The following is a 21,430-nucleotide window of genomic DNA, read 5'->3' as shown; positions in this document are numbered from 1 at the left end:
AAGATCATGCGTAACTATCCCCCTGCCATTCTCGACCGCAAGATCCGCTTCGCCCTGGTGGGCTGCGGCCGTATCGCCAACAACCACTTCGGCGCGATCCGCCAGCACAGCGAACGCTGCGAGCTGGCCGGCGTCTGCGACATCGACCCGCGCGCGCTGGCCCAGGCCGCCGACAAGACCGGGGCCGAAGCCTATACCAGCCTGGACCAGATGCTGGCGCGCTGCGACGCCGATGCCTTCATCGTCACGACGCCCTCCGGCCTGCACCCCGAACAGGCGGTTCAGATCGCCCGTGCCGGCCGCCATGTGATCACCGAGAAGCCGATGGCCACGCGCTGGGAAGACGGCAAGCGCATGGTGAGCGCCGCCGATGCGGCCGGCGTGCGCCTGTTCGTCGTCAAGCAGAACCGCCGCAACGCCACCCTCCAGCTGCTCAAGAGCGCGGTCGAGAAAAAGCGCTTCGGCCGGATCTACATGGTCAACCTGAACGTGTTCTGGACCCGTCCCGAGGAGTATTACAACAGCGCCAAATGGCGCGGCACCTGGGAATTCGACGGCGGCGCCTTCATGAACCAGGCCAGCCACTACGTCGACCTGATCGACTGGATCGTCGGGCCCGTCGAAAGCCTGCAGGCCTATACGGCCACGCTGGCGCGCAACATCGAAGTCGAGGATACCGGCGTGATCAGTTTGCGCTGGCGCAACGGCGCGCTCGGCTCGATGAACGTCACGATGCTGACCTACCCGCGCAACATGGAAGGCTCGATCACCATCCTCGGCGAGCACGGCACGGTACGCATCGGCGGCGTCGCCGTCAACGAGGTGCAGCAATGGGAGTTTGCCCAGCCCGACCCCGACGACGAGCTGGTGCGCGACGCCAGCTACCAGACCACCTCGGTCTACGGCTTCGGCCATCCGCTCTACTACGACAACGTCATCAAGGTGCTGCGCGGCGAAGCGGAACCGGAAACCGACGGCCGCGAAGGACTCAAGTCGCTCGAGGTCCTGGTGGCGGCCTACATGTCGGCGCGCGACGGCAAGCGCGTGGCCCTGCCGCTGGAGTACTGATCATGGACCGCCACGGCATCGCTGCAACGGTCCACCCCAGCGCCATCGTCGACGAGGGCGCTACCCTCGGCGCCGGCACCCGGGTCTGGCATTTCGCCCATGTCTGCGCCGGCGCCCGGGTCGGCGACGCCTGTTCACTCGGCCAGAACGTTTTCGTCGGTAACGACGTCCGCATCGGCAACCACGTCAAGATCCAGAACAACGTCTCGGTCTACGACGCGGTCACGCTCGAGGACGACGTGTTCTGCGGGCCGAGCATGGTGTTCACCAACGTCCACAATCCGCGCGCTGCCGTCGAACGCAAGAACGAATACCGGCGCACCCTGGTACGGCGCGGCGCGACGATCGGCGCCAATGCCACGATCGTCTGCGGCGTCACGGTCGGCGAATACGCCTTCATCGGCGCCGGCGCGGTCGTCACGCACGACGTTGCGCCCTTTGCCCTGATGGCCGGCGTGCCCGCGCGCCAGATCGGCTGGATGAGCCGCTTCGGCGAGCGCCTGCCCCTGGGCCTGGACGGCAACGGCGAAGCCCTGTGCCCGCATACCGGCGACCTCTACCTGCTGCACGACGGCGCCTGCATGCTCGTTCCCGCAGCTCAACCCTAAAAGTCCCCATCATGGAATTCATCGACCTGAAAGCGCAGTACCGCGCCTCGAGCGAGCTGATCAACAAGCGCATCAACGCGGTGCTCGAGCACGGCCAATACATCCTCGGGCCCGAAGTGGCCGAACTCGAGGCCCGGCTCGCCGCCTATACGGGCGCGCGCCACTGCATCACGGTTGCCTCCGGCACCGAGGCGCTCCTGATCGCGCTGATGGCGCTCGGCCTGCGCCCCGGCGACGAAGTCATCACCACGCCCTTCTCCTTCATCGCCACGGCCGAGGTCATCGTGCTGCTGGGCGCGGTACCGGTGTTCGTCGACATCGACCCGGCCACCTGCAACATCGCCCCCGGCCTGATCGAAGAGCGCATCACCCCGCGGACCCGCGCCATCATGCCGGTCTCGCTCTACGGCCAGCCGGCCGACATGGAAGAAATCAATGCGATCGCCAGCCGCCACAACCTGGCGGTGATCGAAGACGCGGCCCAGAGTTTCGGCGCCACCTACCACGGGCGCAAGAGCTGCAACCTGTCGACGGTCGGCTGCACCAGCTTCTTCCCCAGCAAGCCGCTGGGCTGCTATGGCGACGGCGGCGCCCTCTTCACCAGCGACGATGCGATCGCAAGCGCGGCACGCGAGATCCGCGTGCACGGCCAGTCGCGCCGCTATGTCCACACCCGCATCGGTGTCGGCGGGCGCATGGATACGCTGCAGTGCGCCATCGTCCTCGCCAAGCTCGAGCGCTTCGACTGGGAAATCGCCCAGCGCCAGCGCGCCGCCGACAGCTACGAAGCCTTGCTGTCGGGGCGCGTCCAGCTGGTCGGCCAGGCGCGCGACCGCAGCAATGTCTTCGCTCAGTACACGGTCGTCGTCGAGGAGCGCGAACGCGTGCAGGCCGAGCTGCATGCGGCCGGCATCCCGACCGCCGTCCACTATCCGGTGCCGATGCACCTGCAGCCGGCTTACGCGCACCTGAGCACGGCCGATGCCTGCCCGGTGGCCAGCAGCATGGCGGCGCGCGTCCTCAGCTTGCCGATGGGTCCGTACCTGTCCGACAGCGAGGCGCGCCAGGTGGCGCAGGCCCTGCTGCGCGCCCTGCGTATCCCGATCCCGGCCGCCGACCTGGCTCCTGCAGCCGTATGAAGCTGCGCTTGCCGACCTTCTGGAAGCATGTGATCACGGTGCTGGGCGGCGCGCTCGGGGCCCAGGCCCTGCCGCTGCTGGCCGCACCGCTGATCACGCGCCTGTGCACGCCCGCCGAGATGGGCGCGTTCAGCCTGTGGCTGGCCGTGGTCGCAGTGGCGGCCGTGGGCGCCACGCTGCGCATGGAGACGGCAATGATCCTCGACCACGAAGCCGAACAGCAGCGCACCTGCTTCGGCGTCGTGTTCTATACGGCCACGGTCACGGCCCTGCTCGTAACAAGCCTGGCCGTGCTGGCCCACCTGATCGACCTGCCCGCGGTGCGCCAGCTGTCCTGGCCGGCCCTGCTGACCCTCGGCGTCGGCACCTGGCTGACCGCCAACATGCAGACGACGCTGGCCTATGCCACCTCCCACAACGCGTTCGGCAAGGCCGCGCGCGCGAAGATCTGGGGCGCCGGAACCATCGCCGCCACGCAGTTGCTGTTGCTCGCATGCGGCGCCGACGCCCTGGGCCTGCTGGCGGGCCAGCTGATCGGGCTGGCGACCGGCTTACTGGTCGCACGCCGCCTGCTCGATCCGCCCTCGGTGCGGCTGAGCTTCACCCTCGGACCGGAAGGGCGTAGCTACCTGCTGCGCCACCGCAAGTTCTGGCAGTTCACGCTGCCCTCGAACCTGCTCAACAGCCTGGTCGGCCAATTGCCGCTGATCCTGATCGGCATGCGCCACGGCGCGCTCGCGGCCGGGCTGTTCGCGCTCACCCAGCGCGTGCTGGCCGCGCCGATCTCGCTGCTCGCCGCCTCCGTGCTGGAAGTATTCAAGCGCCAGTCCGTGCACGAATTCCAGTCGGTCGGCAATTGCAAGCAGGCCTACCGCTACACCTTCAAGGTGCTGCTGCTGCTCGGCCTGCTGCCATCGCTGAGCCTGCTGCTGTTCTCGCCGCAACTGTTTGCCTGGGTGTTCGGCCCAGCCTGGCGCGAAGCCGGCGAACTGGCGCAGATCCTGGCGCCGCTGTACTTCCTGAACTTCATCGCCAGCCCGCTCAGCTACGTCTTCTTCGTCACCGGCAAGCAGAACGTCGACATGTGGTGGCAGGTCACCCTGTTCGCCATGACGGTCGCCGTGTTCCTGATGCCGGGTTCGCTGCACGATAACGTGCTCTGGTATGCGATCGGCTACTCGACGCTCTACCTCGTGTACCTGCACATGTCCTGGCAGTGTTCGCAAAACCGGATGGCGACCGCATGAATACCGCACGTTCCAGGGCAGCCTTCCGGCGCGAGCAGGCCATCCTGCTCGCCGCCTTCTTCATGCTGTTCCCCGGATTCTTCTTCTATCACACGCTGCTGGGCACCGGGACCACGGGGGCCTTCCTGGGCGGCTACTTCGCACCGGTGTCGCTGCTGTTCGCGCTGCCGCTGCTGTCCATCTACGTCAACCGGATGCGGCGCGACCCGCGCCGCTTCCACGTGGTCGACCTCCACCTGGGCTTGTTCCTGCTCTACTTCGTCGCGGTGATCGCGGTCAATGCCGTCGCCGGCGCCAACCGGACGATCGTCGGCAACCACATCCTCGGCATCCTGTTCATCTTCAACATGTTCGTGATGGCCAGTTTCCTCGACTTCGACGGCCGGCCCTTCCGCATCGTGGGCCTGCTCAGCCTTGGCGCGATGTCGGCGATCGCCGTGTCGTACTCGGTCGACGGGGTGTTCTATCTCGGTTCGATGGGCATCGCCAAGGACGCCGACGCCCTCGCCACCTACCAGGGCTTTGCCCGCTCCTACCTGATCACCTTCATGCCCGTGATTGCGTTCACGCGCCTGCTGCCGCTGCGCCTGATGCTGCACGCACTGGGCGCCACCACCTTGTTCCTGAACACCGCGCGCAGCGAATTCGCCGCCCTGATGTTCGCGATCCCCATCATCGAGTTCTATTACTCGCGGCACAAGCTGCACTTCCTGCTGTGCGGGCTGATCCTGTTTTTCGTCATCCACCTGTACTTCGACCAGATCCTGGCGGCCCTGCCGGCAAACCGCATCCTCGAGCTGCTCGACCTGTCGCATTCGACCTCGGCCAACATGCGTCACCACCTGACCGTGCACGCGATGCAGACCATCCTGGCGCATCCGCTGCTGGGCGACTACGCAAGCTACAAGCCGGGCTACTACTCGCACAACGTCCTGTCCGCCTGGGTCGACCTCGGGGCGTTCGGGATCGTCTACCTGTCGCTGGTCACCGTCGTGCCCGTCATCCCCATGTTCGTGCGCGAGTACTTCGCGCCGCGCCACTGCGGGATCTTCCTGCTCGGCTTTGCCATGGCCTGCGTCACCGTGCTCCTGCTGCTCACGTCGCACTACTTCACCGACATGCTGATCGGCGCCACCCTTGGGGCCTGCTCCCGATATTTTTATGAGAGGAAATATGCGAAAAATCGCACACCTGACCTCGGCCCATCCGCGTCACGACACCCGAATTTTCGTCAAGCAGTGCCGCAGCCTGGCGGCCCACGGGTATGAGGTCACGCTGGTGGTGGCCGACGGCGCCGGCAACGCCCGGCAGGATGGCGTCAGCATCGTCGACGTCGGCCACCTGTCCGGCCGCGCCAACCGCATGCTGCGTACAACCCGCCGCGTATTCGACGCCGCGCTTGCGCTCGATGCCGAGATTTACCAGTTCCACGACCCGGAACTGATTCCGGTCGGCCTCAGCCTCAAGCGCATGGGCCGCAAGGTGCTCTTCGATTCGCACGAAGACGTGCCTACGCAGCTGCTGGCCAAGCCTTACCTGGGCCGGACCTCGGCGCGTCTACTGTCGAGTTCGTTCGGTGCCTACGAGCGCTATGCCTGCCGCCGTTTCGACGGCGTCATCGCAGCCACGCCCACCATCAGGAACAAGTTTGCGCACATCAATGCCCGTTCGATCGACATCAACAACTACCCCGTGGTGAGCGAGTTCGATGGAGGGGCCAACTGGCGCGACAAGGGCGGTGAAGTCTGCTATGTCGGCAGCATTTCCGCCATCCGCGGGATTCGCGAACTGGTCCACGCCTGCGCGCTGTTACGGTCCGATGCCAGGCTCGCGCTGGCCGGCCAGTTCGCGGAACCGGCCCTGGAAGCCGAAGTGCGCGCCTATCCCGGCTGGGACCGCGTCCTGCGCCACGGCTACCTCGACCGCAACGGCGTGAGCGGCGTCATGCGGCGCGCCGTCGCCGGACTGGTCACGCTGCATCCGGTCGCCAATTACCTGGACGCGCTGCCAGTCAAGATGTTCGAGTACATGGCCGCCGGCATTCCCGTGATCGCCTCGCGCTTCCCGCTGTGGCGCAACATCGTCGAGCGTCACGGCTGCGGCGTGTGCGTCGATCCGGGCGACCCAGCCGCGATTGCCGCCGCGATCGATCACCTGGTCCTGCACCCCGCCCTCGCCGCACGCATGGGCGACAACGGTCGACGCGCCGTCGAACAGCAATACAACTGGGCGCGGGAGTCCGCAAAACTCCTCGCTTTCTATGACAGCTTGTAAGCGCATCGCGTATGCCCTGCACCGGCGGTCCACGCCCCAGGCGCCTTCGCCGGCGTGCTGGCACTGGACCCGTTGCACTTAATACACAAATCAATTTCTCAGGACAAATAAAACAACCCCGACATGGCCGGCGATGGATTTCCACCCAGACATTAATTCGTGCGTAAAACATTAATGTGACAGGCAGCACTTCATTTACTGCAGGGATTTAATCCGCTTCAAGATCAGACCCAGAGATCAGCCTTATCGTATGTTTAAACTTGCCGAGATTAAAATGAACTCCATTTCTCACCACTATCAGCTGCTGTCCGAAATACTGCGCCTGCCGGTGGCGGAATTGCATTTTCTGGAAGCGATCGATCCGGTCGATATCCGCGCTACCTACCGCTATTACACCAAGCCCCACCCGCGCTATAAACTCATCGGCCACAAAACCGTCGGCGCAGCCCTGCTCGACCTCGGCGGATTTACCAGCCATGACCAATACCTCGAGCTTATCAAGGGAAAAAACGCCGGTGCCTACCATGCGAAGCGCGCCAGGAACCGGGGCTACCGCTTGCGCCAGATCGACCGCAATGCCCATGTCGACGCCATCTACGCCATCAACACCTCGCTCGAGGAGCGCCAGGGCCGGCCGATGGACGCCAAATACCTGGAAAAACAATCGCATTTCGAGGCGTTGCGCCATTTTCGTTATTACGGCGTATTCAATCCCGAAGACAAGCTGGTGGCCTATGCAAACGTGGGCCATTACGGCAATTTCGCCGCCTTTTCCCAGCTGATCGGAATTCGCAATAACGACGGCATCATGCACATGATGGTGGTCGATATTGCGTCCGAACTGATCGGCGAGCGTCAGGTGCGTTACCTGATGTACGACACCTTTTTTGGCGCCCATCCGGGAATGCAGACGTTCAAGAAAATCCTGGGTTTTCGTCCCTACCGCGCAAAATACAAGCTTCAATCATGAACCTGCTCCGTCGGCTGTATGCCGATTACCTGATGCCGTCGCGGCTGGGCGAATACGAGAGACTGTTGCGGCAGGCGCGCGACATGGGTTATGCGCAGGTGTCGGTACGCAGCTTCCACCGCGACATCGCCACGGGCGCCACCCCGTTGCGCAAGGTGCTGGTGCACCGGCACGATATCGACAGCGATGTGCGCACCGCGAAAAAGATGTTCGCCCTGGAATGCAAGCACGGCGTCACGTCCAGTTATTACTTCCGGCTGAGCACGCTCGATTTCGGCTTCATGCGCGACATCGAAGCGGCCGGCAGCGAGGCGAGTTACCACTACGAGGAGGTGGCCGATTACGCGAAGCGGCACCGCATCCGCTGCGCCCAGGAGATCCGGCGCCGTTTTCCGGAAATCCGCGAGCAATTCCTCCGCAATTTCAACAGCATTACCGAGCGTCTCGGCCTGAACATGGTGACGGTCGCCAGCCATGGAGATTTCGCCAATCGCCGCCTGCAGGTCATCAATCACGAACTGCTGCTCGACCAGGAACTGCGCCGTCGTTGCGGCATCGAGTGCGAGTCCTACGACGCCGAACTGCTGCGCCATTTCGACGCCTACATCTCTGACCGCGAATATCCGCATTACTACCACCCGATGTCGCCCTTCGAGGCCCTTGGCCGCTTCGAGCGCATCTGCTTCCTGACCCATCCGATTCAATGGGAAACCAACTGGATCGAGACCACCCGCTGCAACGTGCGCCGGGTGGCCGAGGAGATCGCATGGCGCGCCTGAACATCCTCCTGATTAACCATTATGCCGGCTCGGTGCGGCACGGGATGGAGTTCCGCCCGTATTACCTGGCGCGCGAATGGGTCCGGCTGGGGCACCGGGTGCATATCGTCGCCTCCTCGCACTCGCATATCCGCGCCCAGGCACCGGACATGGGCGGCCGCGCGCGGCTTGAGCAGAACATCGACGGCATCGACTACACCTGGTTCGCCACCCCTCCCTACCGCGGCAACGGCGTCGGCCGTATCGCAAACATGCTCAGCTTCGTCCTGCGCCTGTACCGCGAAGGCCGCGCCCTTGTGCGGTCCGTCCAGCCCGACGTCGTCATCGCCTCGAGCACCTACCCGCTCGACATCTGGCCGGCGCACCGGATCGCGCGCCTGGCCGGTGCGCGCCTGCTGTTCGAGCTGCACGACCTGTGGCCGCTGTCGCCGATGGAACTCGGCGGCTATTCGCGCTGGCACCCCTTCATCGTGCTGCTGCAGGCGGCCGAAAACCACGCCTGCCGGCACGCCGACGCCATTGTCTCGATCCTGCCGAAGGTGCGCGAACATCTCGAGGCGCACGGCATGGCGCCGCACAAGCTGCACATCGTTCCGAACGGCGCCGACCCGGCCGAGTGGCAGCTCGACGGTCCGGGCCTTGGGCCACAGGTGGAAAGCGTGCTGGCCGCGGCCCGCGCGCAGGCCGACTGCATCGTCGGCTATGCCGGCACGCACGGCGTCGCCAACGCGCTCGACACCCTGCTCGACGCTGCCTCGCAGCTGCGCGGCAAGCGCATCGCTTTCGTGCTGGCCGGCGGCGGACCGGAGAAGCGCAGGCTGCAGGCGCGCGCCCAGGCGATGGCCCTGTCCAACGTGCACTTCCTCGACCCGGTGCCCAAGCACCAGGTCCCGGCCCTGCTGCGCCGCTTCGACCTGGCCTATATCGGCTGGCAGCGCCAGCCCCTGTACCGCTTCGGCATCGCTCCGAACAAGCTGATCGATTACATGATGGCCGGACGGCCTGTGCTCCACGCGGTCGAGGCCGGCAACGATCCTGTCGCCGAAGCGGGCTGCGGGCTGACGCTGGCGCCGGAAGATCCGCATGCGCTGGCGGACGCCGTCCTGCGCATGGCCGGCAAGAGCGCGGCCGAACGCGAGGCCATGGGCTTGCGCGGCCAGCGCTACGCCCTCGACAACCTGACCTACCCGGTACTCGGGCAACGATTCTTGACTGCATGCGCGGGAGATTGACACATGGATGACCACCAGCTTGCCGAAACAGCCGCTCCACCTTTTCTGCCGTTCGCCCTGCCCGACATCGGCGAGGAAGAAATCGGCGCCGTCGTCGAATGCCTGCGCTCGGGCTGGGTGACCACCGGGCCGGCGACGCGCCGTTTCGAATCGGCCTTCCGCGATTACCTCGGCGCAGACGTGCAGGCCATTTCGGTCAACTCGGCAACGGCCGGGCTGCACCTGGCGCTCGAGAGCCTGGGCATCGGCCCCGGCGACGAAGTCATCGTCCCGACCCTGACCTTCACCGCCACCGCCGAAGTCGTACGCTACCTCGGCGCCCAGCCGGTGCTGGTCGACGTCGATGCGGGAACGCTGAACATGTCCCCTGCCGCGGTCGAGGCAGCCATTACGCCGCGCACCCGCGCCATCGTGCCGGTCCACTACGCGGGCATGGCCTGCGACATGGACGCCATCCTTGCCATCGCGCGCCGGCACGCGCTGCGTGTGGTCGAAGATGCCGCGCACGCCTTCCCTACGCGCTACCGCGGGCGCCTGGTGGGCACGCTCGACAGCGACATCACCGTCTTCAGCTTTTATGCGAACAAGACCATGACCACCGGCGAAGGCGGCATGGTCGTGGTGCGCGACCCGGAGCTGGCCAGGCGCATCCGGCTGATGCGGCTGCACGGGATCAGCCAGGACGCCTTCGACCGCTATGTTTCCAAGACCCCGGCCTGGTTCTACGAAGTCGTGGCGGCAGGCTTCAAGTACAACCTGACCGACATCGCAGCGGCGATCGGCATCGAGCAGTTGCGCAAGATCGACCGCTTCCTGGAACGCCGCGCCACGCTCGCCGCGCGCTACGACGCGGCGCTGGCGGGCCTGCCGCTGGTGCTGCCACCGCGCCCCGAGGGCGACAGCACCCACGCCTGGCACCTGTATGTGGTGCGCTTGACGGCAGCGGCGCCGCTGCGCCGCGACGAGCTGATCGTGCGCCTGTCCCAGCTGGGGATCGGCACCAGCGTGCACTTCATTCCGCTGCACCGGCAGCCGTACTGGCGCGACAACTGCGCGTCGAGCCCGGACAATTTCCCGGTGGCCGAAGGGGCCTTCGACGCCATGCTGACCCTGCCGCTCTACACGCGCATGCGCGATGCCGACCAGGAGCGCGTCATCCAGGGCTTGCGGACACTGCTGTCATGACAAAGCGTGCCTTCGACCTGTGCGCCGCGGCCCTCGGCGTCCTGCTGCTGTCGCCGCTGCTGGCGGCGATCGCGCTCTGGATTCGGCTCGACTCGAAGGGACCGGTGCTGTTTCGCCAGGTCCGGGTAGGCCGCTACGGGGTGCCGTTCGAGATCCTCAAATTCCGTACGATGGCAGCGCAGGCCGACCCGCAACGCTTGCTGACGGTGGGCCGGGACCCTCGCATTACCCGTGCCGGCCATTTCCTGCGCAAATACAAGCTGGACGAATTGCCGCAACTGTTCAATGTCCTGCATGGAACGATGAGCCTGGTCGGCCCGCGTCCGGAGGTGCCGCGCTACGTGGCCTGTTACCCGGCGCGGGCGCGCGAGCTGGTGCTGTCGGTGAAGCCCGGTGTGACCGACTGGGCGTCGATCCTGTACAAGGACGAAAACGCCATCCTCGGCCAGGCGCTCGACCCGGAGCAGGCCTATATCGAGACCATCCTGCCGACCAAGCTCGAGTATTACCTGCGGTATGTGCGCGAACGCAGCCTGTGGGTGGACCTGCGCATCATCGTTGGCACGCTGCGCGCCATCGCGCCCTGACGGGAAATCCCATGTCCTGGGGCACCTTCCTCGAACTCGGCGACCTGACGCTCACCTTGCCGCTGGCCAGTGCCATCACCGCCTGGCTGCTTGCCGCACGCAACTGGCGCGCCGCCGGCTACTGGCTGCTGTTCTTCGCAAGCGCGCTGGCCGTGGTCGGGATGACCAAGGTGGCCTACCTCGGCTGGGGCACCGCCATCCCCGCACTCGGCTACCAAGCCCTGAGCGGCCATGCGGCGGGTGTCACGGCAGTGTTCCCGGTGCTGTTCTACATGCCCCTGCAGCGCCGGCCAAGGCAGGCGATGGCTGCCGCCGCTGCCGGTTTGCTGCTGGGCGCCTGCCTCGCCTGCGCGCTCGTCGCAGCCGGCGAGCATACCGTCGCCGAAGCCTGCTCCGGCTGGATGGTCGGCGCGGCTGCCGCGGCCGGCACGATCCGGATCGCCAGGAACGCGCTGGCGCCGGCGCCACTGACTGGCCTGGCGGGCGGCCTGCTGGCGTTTGCGGCGACCACGTGGGCCATGCAACAGGCACATGTCGGCTACTGGATGATCAAGCTCGCCCTGGCCTTGTCGGGAAATACACATCCATTCGAGTGGGACCGATGTGGCTGAGAACGGTTTTGTCATTTCTTATTGATCAGGAGAACAAACATGCGTGCCCTTTCATTCCATGTGCAGCGACAGAGCCAGCTCAGCGAGGACTCGATGCAATCGTTGCTGATGAACCTGCTCCGGGGTATCGCATCGCTGCAGGTTGCCGCCGCCCACCTGCGCGCCGAAGTCTATCCGGGCCTGCGCGGCCTCGAGGAGCCCGGGATCGCGTATATGGCGCTCGCGTTTTTCACGGGTTTCGCGCACCAGGCCGTGATGGTGTTCTTCCTCATTAGCGGCTGGCTCGTCGGCGGCAGCCTGCTCAACAAGCTCGGCCAGCCCCGAGCCCTGCGCTCCTACGCAATCGATCGCGCCACGCGCCTGTGGACGGTGCTGGTGCCGACCCTGCTCATGATGCTCGGCATCGGACTGGTGACCGGGGCCGTCGTGGCGGAGCCCGCCGGTTTCGGCGCCGGCGCCGGCGAGTTCTCGGCCGGGACCTTCGTCGGCAATGTACTGGGTCTGCAGACAATCCTGGTCGACAAGTTCGGCGGCAATTATCCGCTGTGGAGCCTGGCCAACGAAACCTGGTACTACATCCAGTTCCCGCTACTGGTCTTGATCTTCACCGGGCGCGGCATCCTCCAGCAAGGCGCCTGCGCCATCCTGCTGGGACTCACCGTTGCGTTCCTGCCTTATGTCATGACCTTGTATTTCGCAATTTGGCTGCTGGGCGCGGTCTTTTCGCGTATCCGGGTCGAGACCACCTTCGCCAGCCGCATGGTGCTGCTCGCCCTAGCGGTGGCGGTGTCGGTCTATTACCGGGTCAACGGCAACAATGACGACATCCTGGTGGAATCGTTTGGCCAGGACCTCGCCTGTAGCCTGCCGGTCATCATCCTGCTCGCTTCCATGCATGCACCGACCGATCGCAAGTCGGCCTTCCTGCGCCGGCTCGGAACGTTCGGCAAATGGCTGTCTGAATTCTCCTTCACCCTGTACGTCTTGCACGTGCCCGTCATCTACCTGATGCAGCATATCGGGCGGACGCAGTTTGGCCGCGACAAGCTCGACCCGGCCAGCGCTACGGATTTCGCCCTCTATTTCGGCATGCTCGCGATCCTGATGATCACTGCCTACCTGTCGTATCTCGTCTTCGAGCGCAATACCTACCGCGTGCGCCGTTTTGCCAAGAAAGTCTTGATGACCAACGAGGTCAAGACCCCGGCGGCCGCCGTCTTGTCGAGCAGGGTGGAGTCCTGACGCCACGCGTTCTGGTGCCTCCGCCCAGCCGAGCTGCCTGGCTCGGCAAGTGGCTTTGCATCAGCGCCATCAGGCCTTGCGCCCGATTGTCCGATACGGTACCGGCAATCCGCCGACCGGTCAGGGGCGCGCTTCGGTCAATATGCCGGGCTGGCGGCGCAGGCGGTCCCGCCCGCGCGCCGAGACGATGCAAGCTCGAGCAGCCGCCGGCGCCCGCTGCTCGGGCGCTTCCCAATCTCCCAGCATGCCCCCGCCACTTCCGGGGTGCGCACTCCGCACCGAATCGATACCTGATTACTGCGTGAGTTGTCAGTCTCATCGAAATGCGTGCCCGCTAATGTCGAAGTTCGCACTTTCACCGAATCCTTTCACGGCTAATGCCGAAGTTCGGACTTTCACCGAATCCTTGCCCGGTTACTACCGGAGCTCGCGCACTCACTGAATCCTTGCACGGGTGACTACCCTCGCGAATCGGCCTGCGGCGAGCACATGCTCTCGGGCAGCACCGTCCGATGGGTTCGGGGATTCGCCCTGACTCCTGGCGCTCGAGACCGATGGCAAGGACGTAATTGCCTGTGCCGGCGCAGCGCGCTCCTTGCCCGGCGCGGATGCCGCAGCGGCGGCTGGCGGCCCTCGGCTAGGCCGTTATGACTGGATGGCGATGGGCCAGCGGAAATCGATATGGCGGCGGTTTAGGAACGGGTTCAGCACCGTGCACGATGCCCGCTGATTACAGTTATCCGATGGTCGCGAAAACGCTGCCAGCGGATACCAGCGGATACCAGCGCATGGATATGGATGAGGCGGCCTGGCGCCCGCATATGGATGAGGCGGCCTGGCGCCCGGACATGGATGAGGCAGCCCGAGATTTCCTGGCACCGTAGCCGAGGGGCCGACTTCCGGCGTACGGGCGGCCCGTCCTTGATCACCGATGGTGGCGCTGCCCCGGTCCCGCAGCGCCAGCACCCTGGTCCGTCGACGCCTTGCCCTCGCCCCGCGCCTGTCGAACGCGCCTGTCGAACGCTCCTGACGGACCTCGAACCAGGGTCAGCCCAGCTCAAGCGACATAGCCGATCTGCGCCGCAGTGGAACCGTACTGGGCGGCCGAGGACCCGAGCCGCAAGGCCATGTCGTTGAACAGTACTCCCTGCGGCGAGATCCCCGCGTGGTTGAGGCGCTTGACCGACTCGTTGATCTGTCCTTCGGTGGTCATGCCCGAGCGCGCGACGATGAACACGGCACCGACGTGGGCGCCGATGATGAGGGCGTCGGCGACGGCAAGGATCGGCGGCGGATCGAGCAAGACCAGGTCGTACTGGCTGCTGACGGACTCGAGCAACGCTCCGAAGTTGAGGTGCAGCAGGAACTCGGACCGGTTGGGAGGCAGCTCGCCAGTCGGGATGAAGTCGAGGTTTTCCATCACATCATGATGGATGATGTCCTCTACCGGCATCGACCCGATGATGGAGCGCGACAGGCCACGTTCGCGCCCGACGCCGAAATAGCGGTGCAGGTGACCGTTGCGCAGGTCGGCATCGATCAGCAGCACGCGCTTGCCGCTCGAGGCCATGACTGCCGCGAAGTTGGCAGCAATGAAGGACTTGCCCAGGGAGCGGGTCGGGCCGGCGAACATCACGATGTTGTTCTTGAAGTGGGGCATGGCAAATTGCAAGGCCGCGCGGAAGCTGCGCAGGCTTTCGATCGCCGGATCTTCCGGCATGATCTGGGCAAGTAGCGGCAAGGTCGAGGTCTCGCCGCGCGACTTGCGCAGCAGCTTGTCCTGGTTGCTGCTGTGCGGGATGGAAGCGTAGACGACCCGGGCATTGAGCAGGCGTTCGATCTTCTGCGGGTCGTCGATGCCGCCCTGCAGTGCCTTGCGCGCGAACGCCAGCAGCGTTCCGAGGAACAGCCCGGTAATCACCGCAAGCGCGACGATCAGCGGGCGGTTCGGCTTGAGCGGCTTTTCCGGCGCGATCGGGGCGTCGACGAGGCGTACGTTGCTGACCCGTCCGACGGAAATGAGCCGCAGTTGCTGTGCCGTGTTCGACAGCGCCGTGTACAGGTCGGTGTTGACCTTGATGTCGCGCGTCAGACGCGCCTCGTCCTGCTCGAGCACGGGCAAGGTCTTGATGCGCGCCGCGATGTCCTCGATCTCGGCCTCGACCTCCTTGCGCTGGCGATTGATGGCGGCCACGACCGGGTGGTCTTCGGTGAAGCGCGCCAGCAGCTCGGTTTTCTTCTGCATCAGGTCGATCCGGCGCGCGCGCGCCGCCGTCGCCTGGGCCAGGCTCACGCGCGCTTCCTCGCGCAGGTCGACCGTGCCGTGCGAATTACGGAACTGGTTGTAGCGGTCTTCGGACTGTTCCAGCTGGCGCTTCAGGATCGGCAACTGCTTGTTCAGGAAGGCCAGGGACTTTTCCGCTTCCTCTGTCTTGCGGGCCAGGTTCTGGCGCATGTATTCGCGGCCGATCTCGCTGAGCAAGGCGTTGATGCGCTTCGCGTTTTCGCCTTGCAGCTTCACTTCGATCACGCCGGACTGCTTGCCCTGCTCGGTAATGACCATGGCGGTCTGGATCGCCTGGATCGTGCCGAGGCGCGACTTGCGCTTCAGGCGAAAGCGCGCACCGGGATTCGCGTACATCCGGTCGACCTTGATCTCCATCATCCCTTCCGGAGTAGGCACGCGATAGCGCTGGCCCACGGTGCCGTCAAAGGCGAGCCGCTGGCCCCCGCCGGAGAAATGGTAGCGGTTCACGCCGCGCGCAGTCAGGGTGAAGTCGCGGTTGAGCCAGCCCTCGGGCACGTCGAACACCGTGACCTCGGCTTTTTCGCCGCCCCAGACATAGCCGCCGTAGCCGAACAGACCGGGGTTCGACAGCGTCCCGCCATTCTGGTTGGCGAACCAGAACCCGACCACCGGGAAATACTTGGGCTGCACTTCTATGTAGAGCTGCAGGTTGTCGACCGCCTGCGACACCACCATGCGCGAACGCAGCAGCTCCATCTCGGCGATGGCCGCCTTCTTGGTTTCGAACAGCGACGATGCTTCGCTCAGGATGTTTTTCGAGGCATTCGGGCTCTCTTCCTCGACGTGGATCATCAGGTTTGCTTCGTACACGGGCTTGGCGACGAGCGCGTACAGCACCGCGATGAGGGTGATCAGGGCGGTGATGCCGCCGATCAGCCAGCGGCTGTCGTAGAGGGTATTGAAATGCCCTTTGAGGTCGACCGTCGGCTCGTCGGCGGCGGAGAGCGGCGGGCGCGGGTCGAACGGAACACTGAGCACCGGCGGGCTGTGCACCACATGGGTCAACTGATGGTGGTCGGCAGGTTTGGTCATGGTGGCTCCGGTCGCTCAGGGACGCTTAGGGACGATTCGTGACACCGACGGCGGAGGTGAGCGCCCCCGGGAACAGCAGGCTCAAGTTCCTGTTCCAGTTCGCCAGCGGCGAGGCGGCAACGTAGACGACGTCCTTCGGGCGCAGCTCGAAGGACTCGGCCATCGCCAGCGAGCCGGTCAGGCGCGCGTCGAGCTGGAACACGCGGGTGCCCTCGGGCGTCTTGCGCACGACGTAGATCTGGCGCGCGTCGCCGCTCAGCGGGCTGATGCCGCCCGTTTCACCGAGTGCCTCGTTGAGCGTGAGGCGGCCGTTGTGCATGGTGAGTGCGCGCGGGGTCACGACTTCGCCGGAGACGAAGACCTTGCTTTCGTCGCGCGAATGCACGCGTACGACGTCGCCGGGCGCGAGCATGATATTGCCGGGATTGATGCCTTTCTGGACGAGGTCGCGCAGGTTGATGCGGTAGCGCGCTTCGCCCCGTTCGAGCGCGATGCGGCTCTGGTCGGCCGTCGGCAGCAGCCCGCCGGCCCGGTTCAGTGCTTCGACCAGCGTCATCGGGATGTCGTTGATCGCCTGCAGGCCGGGCTGTTTCACCTCGCCGTCGATGTAGACCCGCTTGCTGCGGTAGGCCTGTACGCGCAGGGTGATGTTCGGGTTCTGGATGTAACGCGCCAGCTTTTGCGCCAGCAGCGCGCGCGCACCCTCCTCGGTCAGTCCCTCGACCGGCAGCAGGCCGGCGAAGGGGAACTGGATGCGGCCCTGGTGGTCGACGACGAAGCCGGGCTGCGGCGCATTCGCAGCGACCGCCGCGTTCGTCCCGGCGGCGTCGGCCGCGGCGGTGGCGGCCGTCATCCCGCCGCCGGCGAGCTCGGGGTGGTCCCAGACGACGATCGAGAGGACGTCGCCGCGCCCGATGGCATAGGGCGGCGGATTCGAGACGAACAGCTTCGATAAATCCTGCTCGCCCTGCTGCGCCATCGCCTGCTTCTCGGCCGCGATCAGGCGCTCAGTGATCATTTCGGTCGGCGGCGGTGGCGGCTCCGCCGCATCGCTGCCTTGGGAGCGGAACTGCAGACCGGTGGCGCACCCGGCCAGCGCCAGTGAACATGCCGCGGCGATCAAGCCACGACGCAAAATTTCTGTTGGAAAATTCATGAGCTTGCCTGTGAAAAGGGCTGCCGTTTTACGGCTGACCAAGCCAGCGTACGGCGTCCGCCGGGTGCGGCTTTGGCGTAAATCAAATGGCAAGCTCAGGCTGATTGCGCGCGCACCCAGGGGCGGCGAGCGCCTTTGTTATTCATTTCCCAACGTAAAAAAACCGTCCGATTTACTCGCCCGGCAGCGTCAAGGCGCCATGCGGCCACCGGCAAAGTCAGGGCGCGTGCGGTCGGACGGGACCGGTCGCCATGCGGGCTGGGCCGGTATGGATGCGTTCGCAGCTCTGGCTTGCCGGAGAAGCGCGCGCCCGCTGGTAATCCGGGCGCGCGTGGACAATACTAATAAAGCCGTTGGCGTCTTCGGAGGTATCGACATGCATCCAGGCTTCATTTTCGCGACCGGGATCGAGAACAGCAACCCGACGATCGAAGGCGGCCGCATCCGCATGGATGAGCTGGAGAAATGCGGCCACTACCGCCATTGGCAGCTCGACTTTGCCCTGGTACAGGAGCTTGGCCTGCGCGTACTGCGCTATGGCCCGCCGCTGCACCGGACCCTGCTCGGGCCGGGCCGCCACGACTGGGAGTTTACCGACCTGGCATTTCGGGACCTGCACCGCCGCAATATTGCGCCCATCGTCGACCTGTGCCACTTCGGCGTGCCCGACTGGATCGGCAATTTCCAGAACCCGGACTTTCCCCAGCTCTTCGCCGATTACGCCGCCGCTTTCGCCCACCGCTATCCGTGGGTGCAGATGTACACGCCGATCAACGAAATGTGGATCTGCGCCGTGTTTTCCACGCTCTACGGCTGGTGGAACGAACAGCTGCGCACCGATGCCGCTTTCGTGACCGCCATCAAGCACCTGGTCAAGGCCAATGTGCTGGCAATGCACGCGATCCTGCAGGTGCGCCCGGACGCCCTCTTCATCCAGAGCGAGTCGACCGAATACTTCCACGCAGAGTCGCCCGACGCGATCGGCCCCGCCGAGATCCACAACGCGCGCCGCTTCCTCGCGCTCGACCTGAACTACGGACGCCGTGTCGATTCGGACATGTACGAATACTTGCTCGACAACGGCATGACGCGCGACGAATACCATTTTTTCCTGAGCCATAACCTGAAGCACCGTTGCATCATGGGCAACGATTATTACCAGACCAACGAGCACTACGTGTCGGCCGACGGGATGACGCGTTCCGCCGGCGAAATTTTTGGTTACGCGGTCATTACCCACCAGTACTACAACCGCTACCGTTTGCCGGTCATGCACACCGAGACCAACCTGTGCCAGGGACCGCGTGGCGACGAGGCCGTGCACTGGCTGAAGAAAGAATGGGCGAACGTGCTACGGGTCCGCAACAATGGCGTTCCCCTGATTGGCTTTACCTGGTATTCGCTGATCGACCAGGTGGACTGGGACAGCGCACTGCGCGCCGACAACGGCAACGTCAACTGCCTCGGCTTGTTCGATCTCGACCGCCATATCCGCCCGGTCGGCACCGCCTACCGGGAACTCGTCAAGGCCTGGGAAACCGTACTGCCGACCAGGAGCATCTGCCTGCAGGTGCCGGTAGTGATGCCGCACGAATTCGGCGGCGAGATCACCTCCGTCGACCCCGAGTCCCCCGTGGGCGGCGCAATCCAGGCTTGAGCGGATTACTCGTTTGCGCTCTTGCGCGGCGTGAACGTATAGGTGTCGCCGTGCGTCAGGTACACGACGCTGTCGTCGAGCCCGGCCGCCTTGACCTCGCGCGCGAAATCGGCAAGCGGCGACTTGAACACGTCGTAATCGTTGTAATGGATCGGGATTGTCTTCTTGGGCTTGACGATCTGCATCATCTGCACCCCATCCTTGCCGTCCATGGTGACCTTGAACACGCCCAGGATGCGGGTGCCGCCCAGGTGCAGCAAGGCCAGGTCGATGCCCGGGAAACGCTGCGGGATGCTGCGGATGTCGTCGTAGACCAGGGTGTCGCCGCTGATATACATGCGGTAGTCCGGCGCATCGGCGTTGCTGCCGAAATCGAGCACGCTGCCCATCACTTTCGGCAACAGGATCGACACGCCGGCCGCACCGTGGCGTCCCGGCACGGAGGTCACGCGCAGGCGGGTACTGCCCTTCGTCACTTCCAGGCGGTCCCATTCGCTCAGGGCGAAACGCTGCCTGAATCCGAGGCGCTTGAGCTTTTCGCCCGCCTCGACCGTTGTGACGATCGGCGTGTTGCGGTTCAGGCGTTCCTGGACCAGCTTGTCGAAGTGGTCCTCGTGCATGTGCGAGAGGATGACGAGATCGATCGGCGGCAGCTTGTCGAATTCGATGGCGGGATTGGTCTGGCGCTGCGAGGTCAGGCCGTAGCCGAGGTGGACGTGGTCGCCCTTGTGCAGGAAGTTGGGGTCGGTGAGGATGGTCAGGCCGGCGTAGCGGATCAACACCGTGGCAGTGCCGATGAACTGCACTGTGCCGGACTCGGCCGCAGTCGCCGTCTCGCCCCCTGCCAGCTTGAGCGTATAGGTATCTCCCGGCGGGGCCGCCTGGGCCAGGGCATGCCCCATGGACGACATACCGAGCGCGGCAAGCAGCGCCGCGCCTCCCAGCCAACGATGAACACGCATACTTACTCCGTTATGGTCGAGCCCGCCTGGCGGGACTTCTTTGATATCAGAACATTATCATGCACGCCGGACGGGCGGCGTTCATTTGCAAAGAGACAATCCCGAGCTGGCCTGGCCCGGGCGTTTCGCCGCCGTCGGGTCGGCGACATGCACCACGTCAACTGCCGCGGCTGGCGATATACTTGGCACGCTTTGTCACTCGATTAACTATTCCAACGCGTAAGCGAATGCCCATGCCCCTCACCCGACCTTCCCTGCCCCGCACCATCCTGCTCGGCCTGTCCCTGGCCCTGCCCCTCGCCTGCAGCGCCGCTGCCGTCCCGCCCGAAGCGGCCCCGGTGCTCGACCGCATCTCGGCCGCTTCGATGCGCGGCAACTTGTCCTTCCTGGCCTCGGATGCGCTGGAGGGCCGCGGCACGCCTTCGCGTGGCCTCGACATTGCCGCCGAGTTCATCGCATCGCAGTTCCGCGGCGCGGGGCTCGAGCCGCTCGGCGACGACGGTTATTTCCAGACCGCCGACTGGAACCTGATCGATCCGAAGCGCAACAAGACGGCCGCTACGGCCCAGGCGACCGCGCAGGCGCCTGCTCAGGCACCCATCAAAGTGCGCAACGTGGTCGGCATCCTGCGCGGCTCCGACCCGGTGCTCAAGGACACCTATATCCTGGTCACCGCGCACTACGACCACGTGGGCCTGAAACCGGGCCAGGGCGACGGCATCTTCAACGGCGCCAACGACGACGGCAGCGGCACGGTGTCGGTCATCGAGCTGGCGAAGGCGTTTGCCGCGAACCCGGTGCGGCCCAAGCGCAGCATCGTGTTCATGACCGTCTTCGGCGAGGAGCATGGCCTGGTCGGCTCGCGCTATTACGGCGCCAATCCGCTGGTGCCGATCGAGAAGACGATTGCCGGCATCAACCTCGAGCAGGTCGGCCGCACCGACGACAACGAAGGCGCGCAGGTACGCGCTTTCGGCGTCACCGGCTTCGATTTCTCGGACGTGGGCGCGATCCTGAAGGCGGCGGGCGACGACACCGGCATCCGGGTCTGGAAGCACCCGGTCAACAGCGACAAGTATTTCGCGCACAGCGACAACCAGGCCCTGGCCGACCGCGGCATTCCCTCGCATACCGTGAGCGTGGCCTACGCGTTCCCGGACTACCACGGCGCCGGCGACCACTGGGACAAGATCGACTACGAAAACATGGCGCTGGTCGACCGCACAGTCGCCCTGGCGATCTGGAAAATCGCCAACGGCGCGGACACGCCGAAGTGGAACGTGCAGAATCCGAAGGCGGCCAAATACCTCGGCATCTGGCAGCAACGCAGCGTGAAATAGAGTGAATCGAAGGCGTCCCGGCGGCGGCTCCCG

Annotated in this window: 18 protein-coding genes; 15 read left to right on the top strand and 3 right to left on the bottom strand. The window is 65.1% G+C overall.

Going from position 1 to position 21,430, the window contains the following annotated elements; genetic code table 11:
* The first annotated feature begins 6 nt into the window (after window positions 1-6).
* The 13 genes from ACFPAH_RS10905 (at window position 7) to ACFPAH_RS10845 (ending at window position 12,942) form a co-directional block, all read left to right on the top strand.
* Complete coding sequence (locus tag ACFPAH_RS10905) at window positions 7-1,068, top strand: Gfo/Idh/MocA family protein (RefSeq protein WP_379744606.1); 1,062 nt, start codon at window positions 7-9, stop codon at window positions 1,066-1,068.
* Window positions 1,069-1,070: 2 nt separating this feature from the next.
* On the top strand, window positions 1,071-1,676 hold the full coding sequence (locus ACFPAH_RS10900) for an acyltransferase (RefSeq protein WP_379744604.1): 606 nt from the start codon (window positions 1,071-1,073) through the stop codon (window positions 1,674-1,676).
* An 11-nt stretch (window positions 1,677-1,687) separates the two neighbouring features.
* Window positions 1,688-2,815 (top strand): DegT/DnrJ/EryC1/StrS family aminotransferase, encoded by a 1,128-nt coding sequence (locus ACFPAH_RS10895; RefSeq protein ID WP_379744602.1) that lies wholly within the window; start codon window positions 1,688-1,690, stop codon window positions 2,813-2,815.
* Window positions 2,812-4,062, top strand: coding sequence for a lipopolysaccharide biosynthesis protein (locus ACFPAH_RS10890; protein ID WP_379744600.1), 1,251 nt, complete (start codon window positions 2,812-2,814; stop codon window positions 4,060-4,062). Before ACFPAH_RS10895 ends, ACFPAH_RS10890 begins: the two co-directional genes overlap by 4 nt.
* Window positions 4,059-5,330 carry a hypothetical protein gene (locus ACFPAH_RS10885; RefSeq protein WP_379744598.1) on the top strand — a complete coding sequence of 424 codons (1,272 nt, stop codon included), beginning with the start codon at window positions 4,059-4,061 and terminating at the stop codon, window positions 5,328-5,330. The genes ACFPAH_RS10890 and ACFPAH_RS10885 overlap by 4 nt, the downstream gene beginning before the upstream one ends.
* A complete protein-coding gene (locus tag ACFPAH_RS10880) occupies window positions 5,236-6,336 on the top strand; it encodes a glycosyltransferase family 4 protein (protein WP_379744596.1) in 1,101 nt (366 codons plus the stop codon). The genes ACFPAH_RS10885 and ACFPAH_RS10880 overlap by 95 nt, the downstream gene beginning before the upstream one ends.
* 274 nt (window positions 6,337-6,610) lie before the next feature.
* Complete coding sequence (locus ACFPAH_RS10875) at window positions 6,611-7,306, top strand: hypothetical protein (protein WP_379744594.1); 696 nt, start codon at window positions 6,611-6,613, stop codon at window positions 7,304-7,306.
* The gene (locus ACFPAH_RS10870) at window positions 7,303-8,085 is read left to right on the top strand and encodes a hypothetical protein (RefSeq protein WP_379744592.1); all 783 of its coding nucleotides are present in this window, start codon (window positions 7,303-7,305) and stop codon (window positions 8,083-8,085) included. The genes ACFPAH_RS10875 and ACFPAH_RS10870 overlap by 4 nt, the downstream gene beginning before the upstream one ends.
* Window positions 8,073-9,317: a glycosyltransferase family 4 protein gene (locus ACFPAH_RS10865; RefSeq protein ID WP_379744590.1), complete on the top strand. Its 1,245-nt coding sequence runs from the start codon at window positions 8,073-8,075 to the stop codon at window positions 9,315-9,317. Before ACFPAH_RS10870 ends, ACFPAH_RS10865 begins: the two co-directional genes overlap by 13 nt.
* 3 nt (window positions 9,318-9,320) lie before the next feature.
* Complete coding sequence (locus ACFPAH_RS10860; protein WP_379744588.1) at window positions 9,321-10,502, top strand: DegT/DnrJ/EryC1/StrS family aminotransferase; 1,182 nt, start codon at window positions 9,321-9,323, stop codon at window positions 10,500-10,502.
* On the top strand, window positions 10,499-11,089 hold the full coding sequence (locus ACFPAH_RS10855) for a sugar transferase (RefSeq protein ID WP_379744586.1): 591 nt from the start codon (window positions 10,499-10,501) through the stop codon (window positions 11,087-11,089). The genes ACFPAH_RS10860 and ACFPAH_RS10855 overlap by 4 nt, the downstream gene beginning before the upstream one ends.
* An 11-nt stretch (window positions 11,090-11,100) precedes the next feature.
* Window positions 11,101-11,700, top strand: a complete 600-nt coding sequence (locus tag ACFPAH_RS10850) for a phosphatase PAP2 family protein (RefSeq protein ID WP_379744584.1) — start codon at window positions 11,101-11,103, stop codon at window positions 11,698-11,700.
* A gap of 39 nt (window positions 11,701-11,739) precedes the next feature.
* On the top strand, window positions 11,740-12,942 hold the full coding sequence (locus ACFPAH_RS10845; RefSeq protein WP_379744582.1) for an acyltransferase family protein: 1,203 nt from the start codon (window positions 11,740-11,742) through the stop codon (window positions 12,940-12,942).
* A 1,057-nt stretch (window positions 12,943-13,999) separates the two neighbouring features.
* On the opposite strand, the gene ACFPAH_RS10840 is transcribed toward ACFPAH_RS10845, so the two are convergent.
* Window positions 14,000-16,282 carry a polysaccharide biosynthesis tyrosine autokinase gene (locus tag ACFPAH_RS10840; protein WP_379744580.1) on the bottom strand — a complete coding sequence of 761 codons (2,283 nt, stop codon included), beginning with the start codon at window positions 16,280-16,282 and terminating at the stop codon, window positions 14,000-14,002.
* A 25-nt stretch (window positions 16,283-16,307) separates the two neighbouring features.
* Window positions 16,308-17,300 (bottom strand): polysaccharide biosynthesis/export family protein, encoded by a 993-nt coding sequence (locus ACFPAH_RS10835; RefSeq protein ID WP_379744578.1) that lies wholly within the window; start codon window positions 17,298-17,300, stop codon window positions 16,308-16,310.
* A gap of 514 nt (window positions 17,301-17,814) precedes the next feature.
* Between ACFPAH_RS10835 and ACFPAH_RS10830 the strand changes: the two genes are divergently transcribed.
* Complete coding sequence (locus tag ACFPAH_RS10830; protein WP_379744576.1) at window positions 17,815-19,095, top strand: family 1 glycosylhydrolase; 1,281 nt, start codon at window positions 17,815-17,817, stop codon at window positions 19,093-19,095.
* A gap of 5 nt (window positions 19,096-19,100) precedes the next feature.
* Here ACFPAH_RS10830 and ACFPAH_RS10825 read toward each other — a convergent pair whose 3' ends face one another.
* The gene (locus ACFPAH_RS10825; RefSeq protein WP_379744574.1) at window positions 19,101-20,057 is read right to left on the bottom strand and encodes an MBL fold metallo-hydrolase; all 957 of its coding nucleotides are present in this window, start codon (window positions 20,055-20,057) and stop codon (window positions 19,101-19,103) included.
* Between the two features lie 233 nt (window positions 20,058-20,290).
* Here ACFPAH_RS10825 and ACFPAH_RS10820 point away from each other — a divergent pair, with 233 nt between their 5' ends.
* Window positions 20,291-21,397, top strand: a complete 1,107-nt coding sequence (locus tag ACFPAH_RS10820; RefSeq protein WP_379744572.1) for a M28 family peptidase — start codon at window positions 20,291-20,293, stop codon at window positions 21,395-21,397.
* The last annotated feature ends 33 nt before the right edge of the window (window positions 21,398-21,430 follow it).

This window comes from Massilia sp. GCM10023247, assembly GCF_042653325.1.
In the GTDB taxonomy this organism is placed as follows: Bacteria; Pseudomonadota; Gammaproteobacteria; order Burkholderiales; family Burkholderiaceae_D; genus Telluria.
This window is presented reverse-complemented; position numbering and strand designations above follow the sequence as displayed.

What these genes read in the sequence shown, in the direction of transcription:
- ACFPAH_RS10905 (WP_379744606.1), top strand. Translation starts at nt 7, where the DNA reads ATGCGTAACTATCCCCCTGCCATTCTCGACCGCAAGATCCGCTTCGCC.
- ACFPAH_RS10900 (WP_379744604.1), top strand. Translation starts at nt 1,071, where the DNA reads ATGGACCGCCACGGCATCGCTGCAACGGTCCACCCCAGCGCCATCGTC.
- ACFPAH_RS10895 (WP_379744602.1), top strand. Translation starts at nt 1,688, where the DNA reads ATGGAATTCATCGACCTGAAAGCGCAGTACCGCGCCTCGAGCGAGCTG.
- ACFPAH_RS10890 (WP_379744600.1), top strand. Translation starts at nt 2,812, where the DNA reads ATGAAGCTGCGCTTGCCGACCTTCTGGAAGCATGTGATCACGGTGCTG.
- ACFPAH_RS10885 (WP_379744598.1), top strand. Translation starts at nt 4,059, where the DNA reads ATGAATACCGCACGTTCCAGGGCAGCCTTCCGGCGCGAGCAGGCCATC.
- ACFPAH_RS10880 (WP_379744596.1), top strand. Translation starts at nt 5,236, where the DNA reads ATGCGAAAAATCGCACACCTGACCTCGGCCCATCCGCGTCACGACACC.
- ACFPAH_RS10875 (WP_379744594.1), top strand. Translation starts at nt 6,611, where the DNA reads ATGAACTCCATTTCTCACCACTATCAGCTGCTGTCCGAAATACTGCGC.
- ACFPAH_RS10870 (WP_379744592.1), top strand. Translation starts at nt 7,303, where the DNA reads ATGAACCTGCTCCGTCGGCTGTATGCCGATTACCTGATGCCGTCGCGG.
- ACFPAH_RS10865 (WP_379744590.1), top strand. Translation starts at nt 8,073, where the DNA reads ATGGCGCGCCTGAACATCCTCCTGATTAACCATTATGCCGGCTCGGTG.
- ACFPAH_RS10860 (WP_379744588.1), top strand. Translation starts at nt 9,321, where the DNA reads ATGGATGACCACCAGCTTGCCGAAACAGCCGCTCCACCTTTTCTGCCG.
- ACFPAH_RS10855 (WP_379744586.1), top strand. Translation starts at nt 10,499, where the DNA reads ATGACAAAGCGTGCCTTCGACCTGTGCGCCGCGGCCCTCGGCGTCCTG.
- ACFPAH_RS10850 (WP_379744584.1), top strand. Translation starts at nt 11,101, where the DNA reads ATGTCCTGGGGCACCTTCCTCGAACTCGGCGACCTGACGCTCACCTTG.
- ACFPAH_RS10845 (WP_379744582.1), top strand. Translation starts at nt 11,740, where the DNA reads ATGCGTGCCCTTTCATTCCATGTGCAGCGACAGAGCCAGCTCAGCGAG.
- ACFPAH_RS10840 (WP_379744580.1), bottom strand. Translation starts at nt 16,282, where the DNA reads ATGACCAAACCTGCCGACCACCATCAGTTGACCCATGTGGTGCACAGC.
- ACFPAH_RS10835 (WP_379744578.1), bottom strand. Translation starts at nt 17,300, where the DNA reads ATGATCACTGAGCGCCTGATCGCGGCCGAGAAGCAGGCGATGGCGCAG.
- ACFPAH_RS10830 (WP_379744576.1), top strand. Translation starts at nt 17,815, where the DNA reads ATGCATCCAGGCTTCATTTTCGCGACCGGGATCGAGAACAGCAACCCG.
- ACFPAH_RS10825 (WP_379744574.1), bottom strand. Translation starts at nt 20,057, where the DNA reads ATGCGTGTTCATCGTTGGCTGGGAGGCGCGGCGCTGCTTGCCGCGCTC.
- ACFPAH_RS10820 (WP_379744572.1), top strand. Translation starts at nt 20,291, where the DNA reads ATGCCCCTCACCCGACCTTCCCTGCCCCGCACCATCCTGCTCGGCCTG.